Origin of the sequence: Leptospira gomenensis (assembly GCF_004770155.1) — a bacterium.
GTDB lineage: Bacteria > Spirochaetota > Leptospiria > Leptospirales > Leptospiraceae > Leptospira > Leptospira gomenensis.
In genome coordinates this window covers 248,086-266,656 of record NZ_RQFA01000066.1, presented here as the reverse complement: position 1 = coordinate 266,656, position 18,571 = coordinate 248,086, and the positions used below count along the sequence as shown (strand labels likewise).

Sequence of the window (18,571 nt, the reverse complement as noted above, 5' to 3'; positions counted from 1 at the left end):
TCAGGATCGATGCCTGAAAAATTCTTTTCCGTTGGACGGGATCTGCATATTTAGTGAATTTAACTCCTTTCTGGAAACCATTTACAGGAAAACAGGCGCATGGCACTCGTTAAAAATTCATCCGAAGTCACAAACTCCACGATCGGAGAAAATTCATACTTTAGCGGAAAATTCTTTATCAACGGATCTTTAAAGATCGACGGAAAGTTCGAAGGGAAATCCTTACAGGCGGAACAACTCTACATCGGCGTTACCGGTAAGGTCAAAACCAATATCACGGCAGCCAGCGTCATCATCGAAGGAATCGTTATCGGAAACATCACGGCGAGAAACAGGGTGATGCTTCTTCCTACTTCCAAAATTCTCGGAGATATCCGCACTCCGGAGTTGATCATCCAGAACGGTGTGATTCTCGAAGGACGTTGTATGATCTCCAACGACCTCAAACATTCCGCGAAAGATCTGATCGATTTGGAATATTCCAAGGATTCTCTCAGCGTTGAGAAAATTTTCGGAAAACAATCCGGCGCCAGAGAGGCGTAATACGACGGCGGCGCGGGACTCGCGTCGCGTTCTTTTTTTACAGAAGTGAACCGGATCCTGATCACAGAAGGCGATCCTTGTGGAATCGGTCCGGAACTTTTCTCGCAAACCCTTCCTCTTTTAAAAAAAATTTCCAAAGCCAGGCCGATTCTTTACTTTCATTCCGGGCGTTTTCCGTTGCCGAAGGAAATTTCGATTCTTAAGAACGAAAATGACGGCGCGGACGCTAAAAAAGGGATTTATTCGATTCCGATCGGCTCGCTTTCCCGCAAGGAAATATTCTCTCTGAAACCGGGGAAGCCGTCCGCGGTTTCCGGAAAATCTGCGTTAGGCGCGCTTGCGCTCGCGGTGGAATTTCAAAAGAGGGACGGTGGGGATCTGGTCACTCTTCCTCTCAGTAAGGAGTGGGTGATCCGGTCCGGAGCTTCTTCCTTTCGAGGTCATACGGAATTTTTGGCGGAGACCTACGGTAAAAAAACGTTTATGCTTATGTCGGGGAAGGAGTTGCAGGTTCTTCCTTTGACGACGCACGTGCCTTTGGTGAGTGTTCCGGAGTTCCTCAAAAAAATCGATCTTACTAGTTTAGCGGAAGCGATTCTTTCCTGTAAAAAAATCGATCTTAAAAAACCGATCGCGTTTTTGGGTCTCAATCCGCATGCGGGCGAAGGGGGAAAGGTGGGTAAAGAGGAGAAAGAAATTCTGGAACCCATGATTCGTTTTTTGAAACGGAAAGGTTTGCGCGTCGAAGGTCCTTTGTCCGCCGATTCGATGTTTGGCGACGACGCGAGAAAACGATTCGGTCTTCATCTGGCCTGTTATCACGATCAAGGTCTGATTCCGTTCAAGATGTGGGAAGGCAAAAAAGGGGTGAACCTCACTCTCGGTTTGGATTTCACGAGGGTCTCTCCGGATCACGGTACTGCGTTCGATATCGCCGGGAAAGGGCTTGCAGATTCGGCGAGTTTCGTAGAATGTCTGCTTCGGATCACCGGGAAACGTTCCGGGTTTTCAAAGTAATCCGTCGATGTTAATCGTAAAAACGAGGTAATATGCCTGGACTTTTAGAACAAATCGTATTTCCGGTTTTCCTGTTTTGGTTTTGTGGCCTTACCTTGGTTTTATTCCGATCCGACTTCGAGTTTGTTTGGAAGATCATTTTCGTTTTCGTCTTTATCTTTTATTTCTTTCAGTATTTTCCGGAATTGAGGTCGAGTTACGAACGTCTCTCCAATAGTTATCCGGTGGAAATTCTTTCCTGGATCTACGGTTTGGGAAAGGGAACTTACTTTTTTCTTTTTTTTCTGTGGCCGGTCGCTTTGGTGCGGATTTTTTATTCCGCTTCTCCACAAACGAGCCGATCTTTGGCCAAGGCTTTGGTCGCGTTCAGTCTGATGTATTGGGGAGGTTTGATCCTTTACACCAATTTTTCCGCGGAAGTGGACGGCTTTTTAAACGGGGCATTTTTGAAATTCTTGAAATTTTCGCAGAACTGATTCCAGTCTAATTTTTAAAACATGAATCCAATCTATCTTCAATCGTTCGGTGAATCGGAAGAGGCGAAGCGGCATTTTTTGATCGCTTACGAATATCAGACCAAAGGAAATCTTAAACTCGCTTCCATGCACTATCGTAAATCCTTGGCCGCTAAACCTACTGCCGAGGCTTGGACGTTTTTGGGTTGGTCCTATTCTTTGGCCGGGAAACTGGACCGCGCGATCGAGTTTTGCAAACGTGCCATCGAGACGGATCCTTCCTTAGGGAATCCTTACAATGATATCGGGGTTTATCTCCTTCAGCAAAAAAAATATAAGGATGCGTTGGTTTGGTTCGAACGGGCAAAATCGGCGTCTCGTTATGAGGTTCCCGTTTATCCGTATTTTAACGCGGCTTCGTGTTTGGAGATTTTAGGTCATTTTGAACTCGCTCGTTTAGAATATGAAAAGGCGATTCAAATTCAACCGAATTATCCGCCGGCTAATTTGGCTTTGAAACGGATTTATATTCGTTACAATTGATCGGTTTTCTGCGCGCCGGTTGTTCCGACGAACTTTTGTGGGAACTCACACGGAACTCGCGTTGTGTTTGCGGTGAACTTTTGTTGTTCCGACGAACTTTTGCGGGAACTCACACGGAACTCACGTTGTGTTTGCGGTGAACTTTTGTTGTTCCGACGAACTTTTGCGGGAACTCACACGGAACTTGCGTGTGCAGCAAAGAATCCCCGCACCTAAAAACAGCTGAAACAAAAATTTTAATTTTCTTTTCCGATCAATCCGGCCGCAACGCAACCCGGGACTTTCCGCACATCAACCCCTGGATTTCTTTTTTTTCCGTTTCGCGCTGGCGGCCTTGAGAGTTTTGATTTTCTTTTCACCGCTTTCGGATTTTTCCTCAAACTGAAAGTAAAATTCATACGGCCTCCGAAGAATCTTAAAGAACCTCCAAAACTCGATGACATCCAGTCTGCGTTCCCCGGATTCGATTTTAGAAATATAAGACTGCGGTTCTCCCAAAAGTTTGGCGAGTTGAGCTTGCGTAAGGCCGGCTTCCTTTCTGGCAAAAATCAAATTTTTACAGAAAATTTTGGCTTCTTTAGAATGTAAGGACTTGAACAAAACGGATCCATAGTAAATCCCGAAACGGAATATACCAAAATGGGATATTTTGATATCCCAAATATTCGTGTCGAAAAGATTTTATGGCAAAATAAAATGATTTATAGCCAAAGAGATCTCGCTGCGTTTCGACATAAAGATAGTTATAGAATGCAATTCATCCTAAAAGATGACTGACCAAGGAAGGCGGCACACAATTACCGCGAACCAAACAAAATCACTCGCAAAAGCGAAATGGAAATCGGTGGAAATCCGCAGGGCGGGAGCGAGCGGCTTGGATCCTTGAAAAAGACGACTTTGAGCCAAGGGATTCCTCCGATCTTAAACGAACGAACCGTCTCCTTTCGAGTTTCGTAATTGCCGAAACGAAACCAAATACGTCCCCACGTAAACGACCAAACAAATCCAAAAAACGATACTACCCGGAATTCCAAACCGCCGATGAACTCCGAAAAACAACATTGCAGGAAGATTCGCGAGCGTAAAAAGGAACACGACTCTACCCTTGCGTTCGGTTTGTACTGCCACCCTTTGGTAGAGGTGTTTTCTGTGTGCTCGTAGGATGTTTTCCCGATTGAAAATTCTAAACAGAATGGTAACGACTCCGTCCACGAAAAAAACGGGGAGCAAAAAAAAGGCGGAAGTGATCTCGAAGGAAATCCAATTTTTTTCTTCGATAAAAAACAAAGGCAATACGGCGATCGTATAACCGAGGGGCAGGGAGCCCGAATCTCCCAAAAAAAGTTTCGCCTTGGGAAAGTTATAAATCAAAAATCCGAAAACTCCCGCGCAGATCCAGAGATAAAAAGAAGGTAATCCCGAGCGGAACAAAAACGGAAAAGCGAACACGGCGAGTAAAAAATGAGAGGACAAATACGAGTCCAGTCCGTCCATAAAATTACAAAGATTAACGACTAACAATACGTAGACGATCAAGAGCGTCGTAGAAAGTCCGATCCATGGATCGGTGGAAATTCCCAAAAAGGTAAATCGAACCGGCTCCATTCCGAAAAACAAAATCAAAAACGCGATTTCCAAAAAGAGACGGATTCCGGCGCCGAGAGAAAGAAGATCGTCGGCGAGACCGATCGTAAAAAAGAAAAACAAACCCGCGAAAAAAAGAAGAACGTTCCGTTCCGGAGCTTCGATCGTTCCATACCACACCAAGGCGCAAGACAGAACCGACAAAAGGATCCAGATTCCTCCGGATTTTTTTACGCTGCCCACGTGCATGCTTCTTTCGTTGGAGACGTCCGCGATTCCCAACGATTTGGATCGGAGATACATCCACGAAAAAAACGCGGTGAACAAGAATACCAAAATGGATAGAAGTCCGGGATTCCAGAAAAAAGAAATCTGTTTCACTGGCAATCCAGCCTAGAGAGAAGAGGTCTCTCTGCAATCAGAAATCGGAACGTTTTTGATTGCCAAATCAGGCCGAACTCGGGAACCTAACCTTATGTTCCAGGGCGTTTACACGGCGATCATCACTCCTTTTAAAAACGATTCCATCGATTACGACAGTTACTTCAAACTTCTGGAAAAACAAATCAAGGCCGGAGTAGACGGGGTGGTTCCCTGCGGGACCACGGGAGAATCTCCCACTCTTTCCCATTCCGAACACGCGGAACTGATCCGGGAAACGGTTCGGGCGGTGCAGGGAAAAATTCAAGTCGTTGCGGGAACCGGTTCCAATTCCACCAAGGAAGCGATCGAACTCACCGAGGCGGCTTGTAAGGACGGGGTCAACGGAATTCTTTCCGTAAATCCGTATTACAACAAACCCACCCAAGAAGGACTCTTCCAACATTTCAAAGCGATCGCGGAACATTCTTCCGTGCCTGTGATGCTCTATAATATTCCGGGAAGAACCTCGGTGAACCTTCTTCCGGAAACCGTACTGAGACTCAGCGAGATCCGACAGATTCGTTCGATGAAGGAAGCAACGGGGGATCTCGGACAAATGGGGAAGTTGATTTCCCTCGTGGGAGATAAAATGACCGTTCTTTCCGGAGACGACAATCTTACGTTACCTCTTCTCGCGATCGGAGGAGTGGGCGTGGTTTCGGTGATCTCCAATTTATTTCCAAAGACGATCGTTCGATTGGTTCGTTCCTTCCAAGAAGGAAAAACGACCGAGGCCAGAGCGATCCATTACGATTTCATCGACGTCTTCTCTCTCGCGTTTATGGAAACCAATCCGATTCCGATCAAGGCCGCGATGCACTGGTTCGGTCATTGTGGTCCGGAAATCCGTCTACCTCTGACACGGCTTTCGCAAAATCCGACGAGCGAGAAATTCAAATCGGTTCTCGAATCCCTTCAACAAAAAGGATACGAATAAGGAAATGACTTCTCCGAACTCCGGCGGATCCAAAAATCGAACGACCCAAATCGCCCTAATCGGCGGTTCGGGAAGAATGGGAAGGGCCATCATCTCGGTTCTGTCCGCCTCTTCCAGATCGACGCTTTCGGCTTCGGTGGTCAGCGGAGGTTCCGTTTTTTTGGGAATGGATTCGGGGCTTCATTCCGGCGTAAAACAGAACGGAGTGAATTTTTCCTCGGACATAGAAGCGGCGGTCGCCGCGGCGGATTGTGTCATCGACTTCAGCACGCACCAAAATTTGGAAACCACCGTTCAAGCGTGTCTAACGCACAAAAAACCGGTCGTAGTGGGAACTACGGGTTTGACCGAAATCCAAAAGGAATCCCTTCGGATCGCGGCGAGGGATATCGCGATCGTGTATTCTCCCAATATGTCGATCGGTGTGAACCTACTTTTCAAGTTAACCGAAATCGCGGCTAAGGTTATGGGGGAAATCTCCGACATCGAAATCCAGGACATCCATCATCGTCATAAAAAGGACGCTCCTTCCGGAACCGCGGAAAAACTGAAAAACATCCTTTTGGAAACTCTGGGTAGAAACGAAAAAAACGTCGTTCACGGAAGACACGGAATTCTGAAAGAAAGGGATCCCAAGGAAATCGGAATCCACACTCTGCGTGCGGGAGAAGTGATCGGGGATCATACGGTTTATTTTTTCACTCCCGAGGAACGGATCGAAATCACACACAAGGCCCAGGATCGTAAAACGTTCGCGGTCGGAGCGGTGCACGCGGCCGAGTTTCTGGCGGGACGCAAACCCGGTTTGTACGATATGTTCGCGGTTTTAGGTTTGTGAATCGGAGGTTCGCGGTTTGTTTTTCTTTAAGAACATATCCCTGTTTCCTCTCGGCAAGAATCCGTTCGTCATCGTTATCGACCTTCTGATCGTCAGTTTTCTTATCTACCAATTCTATACGACGATCCGCAGAACCAGAGGAATTCAACTTTTGTTAGGAGTAGCGGTCATCTGGTTATTGGGGATTTTTGCGAGCACCTTCGAGTTGGAACTTTTGGATTGGATCATCGAAAACATTCGCCCCGCGCTCGTGTTCGCCATCATCGTCCTGCTCCAACCCGAACTGAGAAAGATCACCGCGGATCTTTCCAAGATGAAGATATTCCAGCCCTTCCTTTTAAAACAGATGACCGATCTCGAGGAAATCATAGAGGCCGTAAAGATCATGGCCAAAAACAAAACCGGTTCCTTGATCGCGATCGTGCGCGAAAACAGTCTGAAGGAAATCATCGACCAATCCGTTCAACTCGACGCGATTATCTCCACTAGTCTGTTGCTCACAGTATTCAAAAAAAATTCGGCGCTTCACGACGGCGCCGTCATCATAGAACAAAACCGGATCGCGTGTGCGGGCGCGTTTTTGCCGATGGCGCAGAATTTGGACGACGCGCGTATGGGCGCGAGGCACAGGGCCGCGCTCGGAATTTCCGAGGAATCGGATTGTATCGTAATCGTCACTTCCGAGGAAACCGGGGAAATTTCCGTCTGTTACGACGGAGAAATGACCCACCCGGTCAAACCCATCGAGCTGAAAAATTTCGTGAATACGATCCTACAAAAAAAGACCAATCCAGATAAACACAACTCTCTCGCGGAAGAGAAGGTCGATCGTTGATGTTCCGCCGTCTTATTAATAATTGGCAGGCGAAACTCGGGTCCTTGATTCTCGCAGTAGTCTTCTATATTAATTTACAAAATTCTAAAATACTCGTCAAAGAAATCCATATCCCGATCGAATATCCCAAGTTAGGCGGTTCTTTGACCGTATCTAAAACCTCGGATAAAACCGTGCCGGTCAAGGTGGAAGGAGTTCGCGAATACGTGAACTACTATTCCCAGTTTATGAAGGCGCATATCAATTCATCCGAATTGAAACCGGGCGAAAATATGGTTTCCGTGTATCGGATTTCCGGAGCACCGGCGGGACTTCGGATCACTCGTCTCAAGGACAAAATCAAAGTGAACGTGGAATCCACCTCCGGAAAATCGCTTCCGATCGACGTAAAGTTTACCGGAGATCTTCCGCAGAATTACGTGAAAACCAATCATTTCGTTTCTCCGAGCGCCGTTTACGTCAGCGGTCCTCCGGGAGTTTTGGAAGGTTTGGGAAGAATTTCGATTCCTCCGATTTCCCTAAAGGACAAAACCGAATCTTTTACGTTCAAACACAAACTTCCGGAGTTTCCCGCGACGGTGAAAGTCCGAGACAACGTCAAGGAAGTCACGGTTCGAGTGAACATATTTGCAAGCGCGTCTAACGCGGGGGAGACTCTTCTTCTCGGAATTCCGATCAAGTGCCAAACCTTGGATAAAAATCTGGAGGCGGAATTCTCCGAACCCGAGGTTTCGGTGAAACTTCAATCCAAAACTCCCCTCAAAAGTATTCAGGTCATCAAAGGACTTTCGGCGAGTGTGGTCTGTTCCCATAAATACGATCCTAAGACCAAGAAAATTCTTCCGGACAATAAGCCGGTTTTCGCAAAGATCAAATTGAACAAGACGGCTTCGTTAAAAGCGGTCGAGGTTTTGGGAGTTTTTCCGGATCGGATTTCGATTCTTTATAAGATCAAATCGGATCCTCATTCTTCCGGAACGGATGAAAAAAACGACGGCACGGAAGAGGAGAATACGATCGAACCTGATTCCAATCCGGAGCTTTTGGAAGAGGAATGAAAATCTCCGTCGGCAACGATATCGTAGAAAATTCCCGGATCCGCGACCTTTTGGAAAAACACGGGGATCGTTTTTTAAAACGGGTCTTTTCGGAATCCGAACGCGAATATTGTTCCAATCGAAAGGATCCGATTCCGCATCTGAGCGGAAGATTTTGCGTCAAGGAAGCCTTTATCAAGGCGATCGAACCCGGCGACAAGGTGATCCTTGACATGAGGGAAATCGAACTTTTCGGAAAGGAATTCGGAAAAAAAGAATTGGTACTCCATGGAAAATCCAAAGAATTGTTTCTTACCAAAGGGTACAGCGGTTGTTCGGTTTCGATCAGTCACGCTGAGAATTATTCCACCGCCGTCGTGGTGCTTTACAAGGAGTGATCGATGATTTCCGATTCGATGAAACAAACGATTCAATTTTACAACGAAGGTTTGAACTTGTACAAAACCAGAAAGTTTACGGAAGCCCTGGAGAAATTCAAAAAGGCGATCGAGTTTACTCCGGACGACGGCCCTTCCAAAAAATACATAGGCCGTTGTCAGGCATTCATCGAAACTCCTCCCCCCGCCGACTGGGATGGAGTTTTTGAAATGAAAACGAAATAAGAGAATCCATGTCCAAAAAACCCGCAACCAAATCCTCCCGTCCTATTACAGAATACGGGGCCATTTCCACGGTTCTCGGAAGAGAAACTTCCTTTTCGGGAATTCTAAACTTCCAGAAACCCCTCGAAATTTCGGGGGAATTCCAAGGCGAAATCGAGTCCGAAGGATTTCTTCTCGTAAGCGAAGGCGCTAAGGTCCGAGCCAATATCAAGGCGGGCACCGTGATCGTGGGAGGGGAAATTACCGGAAACGTAATCGCGACTCAAAAGCTGGAAATGCTTTCGACCGGTAAGGTAAACGGAAATATCAAAACTTCTAAATTACAAATTGCAGACGGAGTGATCTTTGACGGGAACTGTGAGATGATCCAGCCCAATAAAGATTGACCCACGTTTTCCTCCGTAAAAAGTGGTACCTGCTAACCCGAAAAAGCCTACGGACAGGGCTGAGATTGGCAAAATCGCCCTCATTCTGCTCCTCGGTTTTTTCGCAGGAGCCGTGACGGGAGTCATTCTCGATCGCCTAACGGGCGTTTCTTTTTTCTCTTCCTACCTGCTCCGAGAAGCAATCAAATTTGAACTCTACGTAATCAAGGTCGAAATACAATTTACCCCTGCCAGTCTCATGGGACTCGTAGCGACGTTGTATTTCGTACTAAAAAAGGGGTAAACCATGTCAGTGATCTCAATGAAAAACCTTCTGGAAACCGGAGTACACTTCGGTCACCAGACCCGTAAATGGAATCCGAAAATGGCGCCGTACGTTTTTACGGCAAGAAACGGAATTCACATCATCGATCTTCAAAAGACCGTCCAAAAGGCCAAAGAGGCGTATGACGCGCTCAAAAAATTGACCGCCGATGGAAAAAAGGTCCTTTTTGTAGGAACAAAAAAACAAGCGAGAGGCGCGATCGAACGCGAAGCGATCCGCTCCAATATGTTCTTTATCAACAACCGCTGGCCGGGCGGACTTCTTACGAACTGGAACACCGTAAAAAGAAGTATCGCTCGTCTGAAAAAACTCGAAGGTATGGAAGCGGACAACAGCTTCGAAAAAGAAGTAAAAACTAAAAAAGAAGTTCTTACCCTGAGAAGAGAGTTGGAAAAACTCCGTAAAACCCTCGGCGGAATCAAGGACATGGCTACCATTCCGGAAATTATGTTCGTGATCGATCCCAAAAAAGAAGAGATCGCCGTGAAAGAAGCGCGCAAACTCGGTCTTACGATCTTCGCGGTCGTTGATACCAACTGCGATCCGGAACTGATCGACTATCCGATTCCGGGCAACGACGACGCCATCCGTGCAATTTCCCTTTTCCTCGAAACCATGTCCAACGCCGTCATCGAAGGAACGGGCGGAGTCGTGGAGCAACCGAGATTCAGCGAAGACCTCGATTCCGAAGCTCTGGCCCTGGAATACCAAGGTGAATACGATGAAAGCGGTAAGTTCATCATGGACGAAGACGCGGACGCTAAAAAAGCGAAAGCTGCGGCCGAAGAGGCTGCGGCCAAAACGGCGGGAGAAGCAGCGGCCAGCACCACGGTAGAAGTGGATAAAAACGAGTAAGGGATTCTTAGCAATGGCAGTAACCACAGACTTAATCAGAGAACTCAGAGAGAGAACCAGCGCAGGAATGATGGACTGCAAAAAGGCTCTCGAAGAAAACAACGCGGATATCGAAAAAGCGATCACTTGGCTCCGTGAAAAAGGGATCGCCAAAGCCGCTAAAAAAGCGGGAAGAGAAACCAAAGAAGGCCGTGTCGTTTCCTACATCCACGGGAACGGAAAGATCGGAGTTCTCGTCGAACTGAATTCCGAAACCGACTTCGTTTCCAAAAACGAAGACTTCGAAGCTCTTGGAAAAGAAATCTGTATGCAGATCGCCGCGATGAATCCTTTGTATCTCAACGAGGAATCGATTCCTGCAGCCGATCTGGAACGGGAAAAAGGAATTATGAAAGCTCAGCTCGAAGCCGAAGGCAAAAAAGCGGAGCAGATCGATAAGATCCTTCCCGGAAAAATCAAAAAATACGTTTCGGAAGCCTGCCTCGTAAACCAGGCATTCTTCAAAGACGATTCCAAAACCATCGACGATCTGGTTAAGGAAGCGATCTCGAAATTCGGCGAGAACATCACCATCGCCCGTTTCGTCCGCTTTCAGGTGGGTGGACTCTAAGTTTTGGGAACGGAAGCGAAGTATAAGAGAATTCTAATTAAACTCTCCGGTGAGGCTCTCGCCGGTGAGGGAGAATTCGGGATCGATACCAACAAGGCCCATTCTCTCGCGGAAGAAATCAAAGAAGTTCACGACTTGGGAGTGGAAATCGCTCTCGTGGTCGGAGGCGGAAACATCATCCGCGGGACCAATCTCGCAAAAGCCGGAATCGACCGTGCGACCGCGGATTATATGGGAATGCTCGCGACCATTCAAAACGCCCTCGCGCTCCAAGACGCCTGCGAAAAAAAAGGACTCTATACAAGAGTTCAATCCGCGATCGAAATCAATTCCATCGCCGAAAGTTATATTCGCCGTCGCGCGGTTCGTCACCTCGAAAAAAGAAGAATCGTAATTTTTGCCGGCGGAACCGGTAACCCTTACTTCACCACCGATACGACCGCAAGTCTTAGAGCCGTGGAAGTGGGTTGCGACGTGATTCTCAAAGCGACGAAAGTGGACGGCGTTTATACCGCCGATCCTAAAAAAGACAACGCCGCAAAACGTTATTCTCAGATTTCGTTTATGGAATCGATCAATCGCAGATTGAAGGTGATGGATTCCACCGCTCTCAGTTTGTGTATGGAAAACAATATGTCGATTATCGTTTTCGATATTTTCAAACGGGGCAATCTCAAAGACCTGATTACCGGAACCAACATCGGAACCCTGATCTCTAACTCGGAGGACATTCAAATCGATGGCAAGTGAAGAAATCATCTCCAGCATGAAGACCAAGATGGATAAAACCATCGACTTGGTGAAAAAGGATTTCGGGACGATTCGTACGGGACGTGCGAATCCATCGCTCGTGGAAGATATCCGCGTGGATTATTACGGAACCTTAACTCCGATCAATCAGCTCGGAAATATCTCCGTTCCCGAACCGAGAATGCTCGTGATTTCTCCGTACGATAAGGGAATCATGAAGGACATCGAAAAAGCGATCCAGGCTTCGGGGCTCGGACTTCAACCGTCTAACGACGGTGTGGTGATCCGAATCATCATTCCGGAACTTACCGGAGAACGACGCAAGGAACTTGCAAAAGTCGTAAAGTCAAAGTCCGAAGAAAAGAAAGTCGCGATCCGTAACATCCGCAGGGATGCGATGGAAGACCTCAAAAAACACACCGAAGGTATGTCTAAAGACGAGATTCAAACCGTTCAGGATCAGATCCAAAAGATCACGGATTCTTATGTGGAAAAAATTTCCGCTCTGACCGCAGAGAAGGAAAAGGAAATCACTACGATCTAACGTGGGCTTGTTCGAGTCCCATCTTCCCAAACATATCGCCGTAATCATGGACGGTAACGGTCGATGGGCTACTGCTCGAGGAAAATCCAGATCCGACGGTCATCGGGAAGGCGCGAACGCCATCGATCGTTTGATGGACGCGAGTCTCGAACAGGGTCTAAAAAATATTTCCTTATACGCGTTTTCCACGGAGAATTGGAAACGTCCGATCACCGAAATCCGCGCCATTTTCAATCTTCTCGTGGAATTCATAGACACCCGTTTGGATACGATCCATACGAGGGGAATTCGGATTCTTCACTCGGGAAGCCGAAAACGTCTGACGCGGGGAGTGTTGGACAAGATCGATTCCGCCGTGGAAACGACCCAGAAGAATAAAAATCTAACGGTCAATTTTTGTCTGAACTACGGTTCCCGAGACGAACTTCTCCGCGCGGCCCAAGAGGCGTTTTTACGCAGAAAACGGGAAAAGGTTCCGTTCGAAAAGCCTCTGAAAGAGAAGGAACTCGAAAAATTTTTATATACGTCCGCTCTTCCTCCCGTAGATTTACTGATCAGAACGGCCGGAGAACAAAGACTTTCGAATTTTCTGCTTTGGCAATCCGCATACGCGGAGTTGTATTTTACGGATACACTCTGGCCCGATTTCGATAAAACTTCCCTGGTGGATTCCCTCAATTGGTACGGAACCAGGACCCGAAAATTCGGAGGACTTACGAATGGGTGAAACTTCCAAAAGACTCGCTTCCGCTGCGGTGCTCGTAGTAATTTATCTTTTTATGATATTCTATGCGGGTTTTTATTATCTGCAGACGTATCTCGTTTTACTCGCGGGCGGTTATATCGGGATCAAGGAATTCTATAATCTTTCCGATCGAGGAGAGGACGGAAGGCCGTTTCGCGGCACCGGAACTTTTTTTATGTTCCTCATTCTTTCGTTTTATTATTTCCGTTTTATCGGCGCCCAGAATAAGTTCGAAGCTCCGTTGTTTTTTCAACAATACATCCGATATTTCATTCCTCCGTTCGATCCGGTTCCCGCCGCGTTTCTACTTCTGTTTATCGTAACGTTTACTCTGCAGATCACCAGACGCCCGTTAGACGGAGCCATCTTTTCCGTGGCTTCGACGTTTCTCGGAGTGTTTTACACCGCGGTTCCTCTCGGTCATTTGTTGCTTCTTCTCGGGATGGGACAGGGAATCTATTACATCATTCTCGTATCCGTGATTACGTTTCTCACCGATGCAGGAGCGTATTTCGGAGGAAGATGGTTCGGAAGACATCCGGCCGGTCTCGCTATTTCTCCTAAAAAAACCTGGGAAGGATACGCGACTGGAATCGTCACCGCGATCGCTTCCGTGTTTCTTTTCAACCTGATTTGGGAAAACACGACAGGAACCTCCGCCTCCGTACGAGGTTGGGAAGTGTTTTTAATTTCCGCGATTCTTTCCCTCGTGAGTGTGATCGGAGATCTCCTGGAATCCGCGATGAAACGGGACGCCAAGATCAAAGATTCCGGTTCTCTGATTCCGGGTCACGGCGGAATGCTCGATCTCGCCGACGCCCTTTTGATCACCATTCCCGTTTTATATTATTATCTCCAAATCAAGGGGAATCTCGGGTTCCAAGTCTAACCTGTATGGCGACTTACGTTTGTCTTCTGGGCGCGTCCGGTTCCGTTGGGGAATCGACTCTGAAAGTTCTACGCGCTTTCCCGGAGGAATTCAAACTTCATTCGTTCAGTGTTCATTCGAATCTAGATAAGGCTCTCTCGATTCAAAAGGAATTTTCACCCGACTTTATCTGCGTAAGCGACACGAACGCGGACAAGTCCGTCCTCGGAAATAAAATCGGCAAAACACAAATCCTGTACGGAGAATCGGGTCTTTCCGAAATCGTGCGCCAGCCGGAAGTAGGGATCGTGATCACCGCCATCGTCGGTTCGGTCGGTTTGCGACCTACGATCGCCGCGATCACCGCGGGAAAAAGATTAGGAATCGCTAATAAAGAAACGTTAGTCACATCGGGACCCCTCATCAATTCACTGATCGCAAAACACAAGACGACGGTGGTTCCGGTCGATTCGGAACACAACGCCCTTTTTCAACTTCTCGAATCCGTAAACAAAAACGCACTGGAAAAAATCATTCTCACGGCGTCGGGAGGTTCGTTCCGCGATTTTTCCGTAGAGCAGCTCGCGCACGTCACAAAGGAACAGGCGCTTCATCATCCGACTTGGAACATGGGACCGAAGATCACGGTCGATTCCAACGGGATGATCAACAAGGGTCTCGAAGTCATCGAAGCCCATTTTCTATTCGGAGTTCCGTACGAAAAGATCGGAGTTGTGATCCATCCGCAGAGCGTCGCCCACGGGATTGTCGAACTCAAGGACGGAGCTTCGTTCGTATACGCTTCTTATCCCGATATGATTTTTCCGATCGCACATTCTCTTTTTTATCCGGAACCGGTTCCGAAAAATCTTCGGTCTTATTCCGCGAAAGATTGGGGAAAGTTGGAGTTTCGGGAGCCGGATCTCGTCCGTTTTCCCGGTTTAAAGTTGGCGTTCGAAGCGGGAAAAGCGGGGGGTACGGCTCCTTGCATTTTTAACGCCGCCAACGAAGCCGCCGTTGATTTGTTTTTAAAAGATCGAATCCGTTTCGCGGAAATTCCGGATTATATCTCGGCCGCGTTAGACGAAATTCCGATCGAAAGTCCTTCGTCCCTGGAAGGGTACGAGGAAGCGGATCGGATCGCCCGCGAAACCGTCCGAAATTTCAAAATAAGGAAGGTTGTATCCTCATGTTGATCATGGTATTAGGCGCCGTATTCATGTTGGCGATTTCTATTTTTATCCACGAATTGGGACATCTTCTTTGCGGTTGGCTCGTCGGCGTTCAGGCAAGGATTTTTTCGATCGGATACGGAAGAGGGGTTTGGAAAAAAAAGGTAGGAGAAACCACCTATCAAATCACCGCGATTCCCGTGGGCGGTTACGTCCTTTTTAAAGGAGACGACTACGGCGGAGAGATCAAAGGAGAACCGGGAGAACTTCTTTCGACTCCTCCCCTCAAACGGATGGTTCCCGTTCTCGGCGGTCCGTTATTCAACCTATTCTTAGGTTTTGGAATATTATTGATTTTGAATTTTCTCGGGCACAATCCTCCGGGTAATAGGATTTTCATCGATCCGGCCGATCAGGAATTTTCTGCCGCGTTTCAATCCGGTCTCCGGACGGGGGACCGGATCCTCTCGATAGAAGGGACTCCGACCGAAAAGTTCGAAGACATAGTGACTAACGTCGGTTTGTCCTCGGGAAACGCGCTCAGGATCACGGGAGACAGAGACGGTAAGCCGATGGAATGGAACGTTATGCCCCGTATCGTCTACAACCCGAAACGTTCCTCGGGAATTCCCACGATCGGAGTGGAGCCTTTCGGAGAAAGAAGGGTGGTGGCGTCTTTCAGTTATTCCGAACAATTTCAACATTGGTTATCCTCCCGTTTGGACAAATCGCACGAGGCGGAAAATTATTATCAGGAACGTCTGAAAAAAGCGGTGGAAGGAAGGGATATCCCCGCCGAGGTTCTTCTTGAAAAGGAAAAGGAAGAAAAGGAAAACCTCCTGCGTTCCAGGGCTTTGAGTTACCTGAACGACGGCGACGTGATCCAAAGCGTGAACGGAAAATCCGTTTCCACGGTCGGCGAACTTCAGAAAATTCTCGGAGAACATCCGAACGAAAAAGTGACGATCGTGGCAGACCGCAAAACCTATCCCTTGGTGAATCCATGGTCTACGGAAACCGTCTCTGTGGAAATACCGGTGCTCGGGGCAAATATATTAGAATTTAAGAATATTAGAGATCAGAAATTCCCCGAGTTGGGGTTGGAAACGTTTCAGTTCGCCAGTTACGATCCAGAACTCGGTCAAAAACTTCTCAACCTGGCGGTGGACGGAAAAACGTTTCCGAGTTTCGAGGAACTTCTCGCCTACGTCAAAGCCGCCGACGGAAAAACGGTAACCGTGGATATGGGAAATCTGCGTCTTCTCGCCGAGCCCAAGATCCGGCCGATCGGTCTGCTCGGATTTCGTCCCAATATGAAATTCAACCCCGAGCCGATGCAAAGGAATTTGGGATTTTTGGAATCGTTCGCGGTCGCGGGTAAGGACGTTTACGAAAACGTGGAAACGACCCTGAAAGGGATCGGTATGTTGTTCTCCGGAATCCTTTCGGTTAAGGACAGTTTGTCCGGTCCGGTGGGGATCGTTTCTTATGCGGGGATCAGTTTGGAAATCGGTTGGGCCACGTATTTGGAATTCGTCGCTAGGATCTCGATCGCATTGATGATTATGAATTTACTTCCCATTCCGATGGCGGACGGTGGACATATCGTATTGTATGCGTATGAAGCGATCACCGGAAGACCTCTTCCCGGAAAAGTGATCGAGTCCATTTTTCGAATCGGATTTTTATTCCTTCTCGGGCTCGGACTCTACGTCACCTTCAACGATGTAATGCGAATTTTCTAAAACGCATGAAAGCATCGAAATATATCCTTCCTACAGAAAAAGAAAATCCGGCGGACGCGGTAGTCGCGTCCCATCGATTGATGATTCGCGCCGGTTTGGTCCGCAAGTCCTCGGCCGGTCTTTATTTTTTCCTGCCGATGGGGCTGCGCATCCTCAAAAAAATAGAACAGATCGTCCGGGAAGAAATGAACGATACGGGCGCTCTGGAATGCGAACTGCCGATCCTGACCCCTTCCGATTTTTGGGAACAGAGCGGACGATGGACGGCGATGGGAAAGGAGATGTTCCGTGTCAAAGACAGACACGATCTTTCCTATGCGCTCGGTCCCACTCACGAAGAATCATTCAGCTATCTGATCAAACCGATTCTGAAATCCTATAAGGATCTTCCGATCAACGTCTATCAGATCCACACCAAATTCCGCGACGAAATCCGACCCCGTTTCGGCGTCATTCGTTCGAGGGAGTTTATTATGAAAGATGCATATTCTTTCAACTTGGACGACGTTTCTCTCGACGAGTCCTACCAATCCATGCGGGCTGCCTACCGGAGAATTTTCGATCGCTGCGGTCTAAAAACGATTCCGGTTCAGGCGGATTCGGGAAGTATGGGCGGCTCCGCTTCCGAGGAATTTATGGTGGTTTCTCCGATCGGGGAAGAAACATTACTTTTATGTAATGCTTGCGGATACAGTTCCAACAGCGAAAAAACACCTTCGATTTTATCCGCGAAAAAAGCGCCTTCCTCCTTTCCCGAACGTAGGGAAGTTTCCACACCCGGCAAAAAGTCGATCGAAGAAGTGTGTTCTCTTTTGGGAATTTCCGCAGAAGAAACGATCAAGGCTGTCGCTTTACGTTCGGAGAAAAAAAACATCCTCGTCTTTTTACGAGGTGATTTGGATCTCAACGTTCACAAGCTACATTCTCTTTTGCGTATCGCGGATTCGGAACCGATGGCCGATTCGGAGATGAAGGAACTCGGGCTCGTTCCGGGATTTATCGCTCCTATGGCGCCTAACGATAAGATCAAGGTTTTATTCGATCGTTCGCTTCAAAAGGATTTTCCGTATGTGGTCGGCGCGGGAAAGCCGGATCTCCACGTCCAAGGGTTTATTTTGGAAAAGGAAATTTCTGTTTTACCCGAATTCGCCGATGTCGCATTAGCAAGGGAAGGCGATCTTTGTCCGAATTGTAATTCTCCTTTAAAGGCCGAAAAAGGAATCGAGGTCGGTCATATCTTCAAACTCGGCGAAAAATATACGAAAGCCTTCGGTATTTCCGTCCTCGACCAGAACGGTAAATCGAGAACGCCGACGATGGGCTGTTACGGAATCGGGATCAACCGAACTATGGCGACCGTGATCGAGCAGTGCAACGACGACAAAGGGATCTTTTGGCCGATCAGCATCGCTCCGTTCGAGATCGTTTTGGTGAGTATCACGAAAGGCGCGGAACAATACTCGAAAGCTGAAGAATTTTATAATGTTCTAAAGAACGAAAACTTGGAAGTTTTCTGGGACGATCGGGATCTCGGGCCGGGTTTTAAATTGAAGGATTCCGAACTCGTGGGATTTCCGATCAGGGTTACCGTAGGAAAAAAATTCTTCGAGAACGGGGAAGTTTCCCTTTATAACCGCAGAGCAGATAAGGAAGAATTTTTCGCTTTCTCCGGTTTCGAGAATTTAGTCGCGAGGATCGAGGCCCTTCGTCAGGAACTTTCGGAGGGTTTGGTGTGA

Annotated in this window: 23 protein-coding genes; 21 read left to right on the top strand and 2 right to left on the bottom strand. The window is 47.6% G+C overall.

From position 1 onward, the window contains the following. Positions 1 to 99: 99 nt before the first annotated feature. Genes EHQ17_RS15430 through EHQ17_RS15415 form a run of 4 tightly spaced genes read left to right on the top strand, consistent with a single transcriptional unit; the run spans position 100 to position 2,558 of the window. Complete coding sequence (locus EHQ17_RS15430) at positions 100 to 543, top strand: bactofilin family protein (protein WP_100747931.1); 444 nt, start codon at positions 100 to 102, stop codon at positions 541 to 543. 45 nt (positions 544 to 588) lie between these two features. Beyond that, positions 589 to 1,560, top strand: a complete 972-nt coding sequence (locus tag EHQ17_RS15425) for a PdxA family dehydrogenase (protein ID WP_135590491.1) — start codon at positions 589 to 591, stop codon at positions 1,558 to 1,560. A 32-nt stretch (positions 1,561 to 1,592) separates the two neighbouring features. Beyond that, positions 1,593 to 2,036, top strand: a complete 444-nt coding sequence (locus EHQ17_RS15420) for a hypothetical protein (protein WP_135590492.1) — start codon at positions 1,593 to 1,595, stop codon at positions 2,034 to 2,036. Positions 2,037 to 2,057: 21 nt separating this feature from the next. Beyond that, on the top strand, positions 2,058 to 2,558 hold the full coding sequence (locus tag EHQ17_RS15415) for a tetratricopeptide repeat protein (RefSeq protein WP_135590493.1): 501 nt from the start codon (positions 2,058 to 2,060) through the stop codon (positions 2,556 to 2,558). 291 nt (positions 2,559 to 2,849) lie between these two features. Here the strand turns inward: EHQ17_RS15415 and EHQ17_RS15410 are convergent, their stop codons facing one another. Together EHQ17_RS15410 and EHQ17_RS15405 are read right to left on the bottom strand one after the other, a co-directional pair. Beyond that, entirely contained in the window at positions 2,850 to 3,158 is a 309-nt protein-coding gene (locus tag EHQ17_RS15410; protein WP_135590494.1) for a helix-turn-helix transcriptional regulator, read from the bottom strand. A 321-nt stretch (positions 3,159 to 3,479) separates the two neighbouring features. Beyond that, positions 3,480 to 4,523 (bottom strand): MraY family glycosyltransferase, encoded by a 1,044-nt coding sequence (locus EHQ17_RS15405; RefSeq protein WP_135590495.1) that lies wholly within the window; start codon positions 4,521 to 4,523, stop codon positions 3,480 to 3,482. A 94-nt stretch (positions 4,524 to 4,617) separates the two neighbouring features. Between EHQ17_RS15405 and dapA the strand changes: the two genes are divergently transcribed. From dapA to EHQ17_RS15320, 17 genes are read left to right on the top strand one after another with little or no spacing between them, the layout of a single operon-like run. Next, positions 4,618 to 5,502 (top strand): 4-hydroxy-tetrahydrodipicolinate synthase, encoded by an 885-nt coding sequence (gene dapA, locus EHQ17_RS15400; protein ID WP_135590496.1) that lies wholly within the window; start codon positions 4,618 to 4,620, stop codon positions 5,500 to 5,502. Positions 5,503 to 5,506: 4 nt separating this feature from the next. Then, a complete protein-coding gene (gene dapB, locus EHQ17_RS15395; RefSeq protein WP_135590497.1) occupies positions 5,507 to 6,340 on the top strand; it encodes a 4-hydroxy-tetrahydrodipicolinate reductase in 834 nt (277 codons plus the stop codon). Between the two features lie 16 nt (positions 6,341 to 6,356). Next, complete coding sequence (gene cdaA, locus EHQ17_RS15390) at positions 6,357 to 7,175, top strand: diadenylate cyclase CdaA (RefSeq protein WP_135590498.1); 819 nt, start codon at positions 6,357 to 6,359, stop codon at positions 7,173 to 7,175. Further along, positions 7,175 to 8,233, top strand: coding sequence for a CdaR family protein (locus EHQ17_RS15385; protein WP_135590499.1), 1,059 nt, complete (start codon positions 7,175 to 7,177; stop codon positions 8,231 to 8,233). Before cdaA ends, EHQ17_RS15385 begins: the two co-directional genes overlap by 1 nt. Further along, complete coding sequence (gene acpS, locus EHQ17_RS15380) at positions 8,230 to 8,610, top strand: holo-ACP synthase (RefSeq protein ID WP_100736512.1); 381 nt, start codon at positions 8,230 to 8,232, stop codon at positions 8,608 to 8,610. Before EHQ17_RS15385 ends, acpS begins: the two co-directional genes overlap by 4 nt. Before the next feature lie 3 nt (positions 8,611 to 8,613). After that, entirely contained in the window at positions 8,614 to 8,835 is a 222-nt protein-coding gene (locus tag EHQ17_RS15375; protein WP_135590500.1) for a tetratricopeptide repeat protein, read from the top strand. 8 nt (positions 8,836 to 8,843) lie between these two features. Next, complete coding sequence (locus EHQ17_RS15370; RefSeq protein ID WP_135590501.1) at positions 8,844 to 9,221, top strand: bactofilin family protein; 378 nt, start codon at positions 8,844 to 8,846, stop codon at positions 9,219 to 9,221. A gap of 22 nt (positions 9,222 to 9,243) precedes the next feature. Continuing rightward, positions 9,244 to 9,504, top strand: a complete 261-nt coding sequence (locus EHQ17_RS15365) for a hypothetical protein (RefSeq protein ID WP_020774594.1) — start codon at positions 9,244 to 9,246, stop codon at positions 9,502 to 9,504. A gap of 3 nt (positions 9,505 to 9,507) precedes the next feature. After that, positions 9,508 to 10,401: a 30S ribosomal protein S2 gene (rpsB, locus tag EHQ17_RS15360; RefSeq protein ID WP_135590502.1), complete on the top strand. Its 894-nt coding sequence runs from the start codon at positions 9,508 to 9,510 to the stop codon at positions 10,399 to 10,401. A gap of 13 nt (positions 10,402 to 10,414) precedes the next feature. After that, positions 10,415 to 11,011 carry a translation elongation factor Ts gene (gene tsf / locus EHQ17_RS15355; RefSeq protein WP_135590503.1) on the top strand — a complete coding sequence of 199 codons (597 nt, stop codon included), beginning with the start codon at positions 10,415 to 10,417 and terminating at the stop codon, positions 11,009 to 11,011. Positions 11,012 to 11,014: 3 nt separating this feature from the next. Next, positions 11,015 to 11,761: a UMP kinase gene (pyrH, locus tag EHQ17_RS15350; protein ID WP_135590504.1), complete on the top strand. Its 747-nt coding sequence runs from the start codon at positions 11,015 to 11,017 to the stop codon at positions 11,759 to 11,761. After that, a complete protein-coding gene (gene frr / locus EHQ17_RS15345; RefSeq protein ID WP_135590505.1) occupies positions 11,751 to 12,305 on the top strand; it encodes a ribosome recycling factor in 555 nt (184 codons plus the stop codon). The genes pyrH and frr overlap by 11 nt, the downstream gene beginning before the upstream one ends. 46 nt (positions 12,306 to 12,351) lie before the next feature. Then, entirely contained in the window at positions 12,352 to 13,032 is a 681-nt protein-coding gene (locus EHQ17_RS15340) for an isoprenyl transferase (protein WP_246057582.1), read from the top strand. Continuing rightward, on the top strand, positions 13,025 to 13,939 hold the full coding sequence (locus tag EHQ17_RS15335) for a phosphatidate cytidylyltransferase (protein ID WP_135590507.1): 915 nt from the start codon (positions 13,025 to 13,027) through the stop codon (positions 13,937 to 13,939). Before EHQ17_RS15340 ends, EHQ17_RS15335 begins: the two co-directional genes overlap by 8 nt. Positions 13,940 to 13,944: 5 nt before the next feature. Further along, positions 13,945 to 15,114 carry a 1-deoxy-D-xylulose-5-phosphate reductoisomerase gene (dxr, locus tag EHQ17_RS15330; protein ID WP_135590508.1) on the top strand — a complete coding sequence of 390 codons (1,170 nt, stop codon included), beginning with the start codon at positions 13,945 to 13,947 and terminating at the stop codon, positions 15,112 to 15,114. Beyond that, positions 15,108 to 16,835, top strand: a complete 1,728-nt coding sequence (locus tag EHQ17_RS15325) for a site-2 protease family protein (RefSeq protein ID WP_135590509.1) — start codon at positions 15,108 to 15,110, stop codon at positions 16,833 to 16,835. Before dxr ends, EHQ17_RS15325 begins: the two co-directional genes overlap by 7 nt. A 5-nt stretch (positions 16,836 to 16,840) precedes the next feature. Further along, positions 16,841 to 18,571: a proline--tRNA ligase gene (locus tag EHQ17_RS15320; RefSeq protein ID WP_135590510.1), complete on the top strand. Its 1,731-nt coding sequence runs from the start codon at positions 16,841 to 16,843 to the stop codon at positions 18,569 to 18,571.

Bases quoted from the DNA above. Each gene is read 5' to 3' on its own strand.
- EHQ17_RS15430 (WP_100747931.1), top strand. From the start codon at position 100: ATGGCACTCGTTAAAAATTCATCCGAAGTCACAAACTCCACGATCGGA.
- EHQ17_RS15420 (WP_135590492.1), top strand. From the start codon at position 1,593: ATGCCTGGACTTTTAGAACAAATCGTATTTCCGGTTTTCCTGTTTTGG.
- EHQ17_RS15415 (WP_135590493.1), top strand. From the start codon at position 2,058: ATGAATCCAATCTATCTTCAATCGTTCGGTGAATCGGAAGAGGCGAAG.
- dapA (WP_135590496.1), top strand. From the start codon at position 4,618: ATGTTCCAGGGCGTTTACACGGCGATCATCACTCCTTTTAAAAACGAT.
- dapB (WP_135590497.1), top strand. From the start codon at position 5,507: ATGACTTCTCCGAACTCCGGCGGATCCAAAAATCGAACGACCCAAATC.
- EHQ17_RS15385 (WP_135590499.1), top strand. From the start codon at position 7,175: ATGTTCCGCCGTCTTATTAATAATTGGCAGGCGAAACTCGGGTCCTTG.
- acpS (WP_100736512.1), top strand. From the start codon at position 8,230: ATGAAAATCTCCGTCGGCAACGATATCGTAGAAAATTCCCGGATCCGC.
- EHQ17_RS15375 (WP_135590500.1), top strand. From the start codon at position 8,614: ATGATTTCCGATTCGATGAAACAAACGATTCAATTTTACAACGAAGGT.
- EHQ17_RS15370 (WP_135590501.1), top strand. From the start codon at position 8,844: ATGTCCAAAAAACCCGCAACCAAATCCTCCCGTCCTATTACAGAATAC.
- rpsB (WP_135590502.1), top strand. From the start codon at position 9,508: ATGTCAGTGATCTCAATGAAAAACCTTCTGGAAACCGGAGTACACTTC.
- tsf (WP_135590503.1), top strand. From the start codon at position 10,415: ATGGCAGTAACCACAGACTTAATCAGAGAACTCAGAGAGAGAACCAGC.
- frr (WP_135590505.1), top strand. From the start codon at position 11,751: ATGGCAAGTGAAGAAATCATCTCCAGCATGAAGACCAAGATGGATAAA.
- EHQ17_RS15340 (WP_246057582.1), top strand. From the start codon at position 12,352: ATGGACGGTAACGGTCGATGGGCTACTGCTCGAGGAAAATCCAGATCC.
- EHQ17_RS15335 (WP_135590507.1), top strand. From the start codon at position 13,025: ATGGGTGAAACTTCCAAAAGACTCGCTTCCGCTGCGGTGCTCGTAGTA.
- dxr (WP_135590508.1), top strand. From the start codon at position 13,945: ATGGCGACTTACGTTTGTCTTCTGGGCGCGTCCGGTTCCGTTGGGGAA.
- EHQ17_RS15325 (WP_135590509.1), top strand. From the start codon at position 15,108: ATGTTGATCATGGTATTAGGCGCCGTATTCATGTTGGCGATTTCTATT.
- EHQ17_RS15320 (WP_135590510.1), top strand. From the start codon at position 16,841: ATGAAAGCATCGAAATATATCCTTCCTACAGAAAAAGAAAATCCGGCG.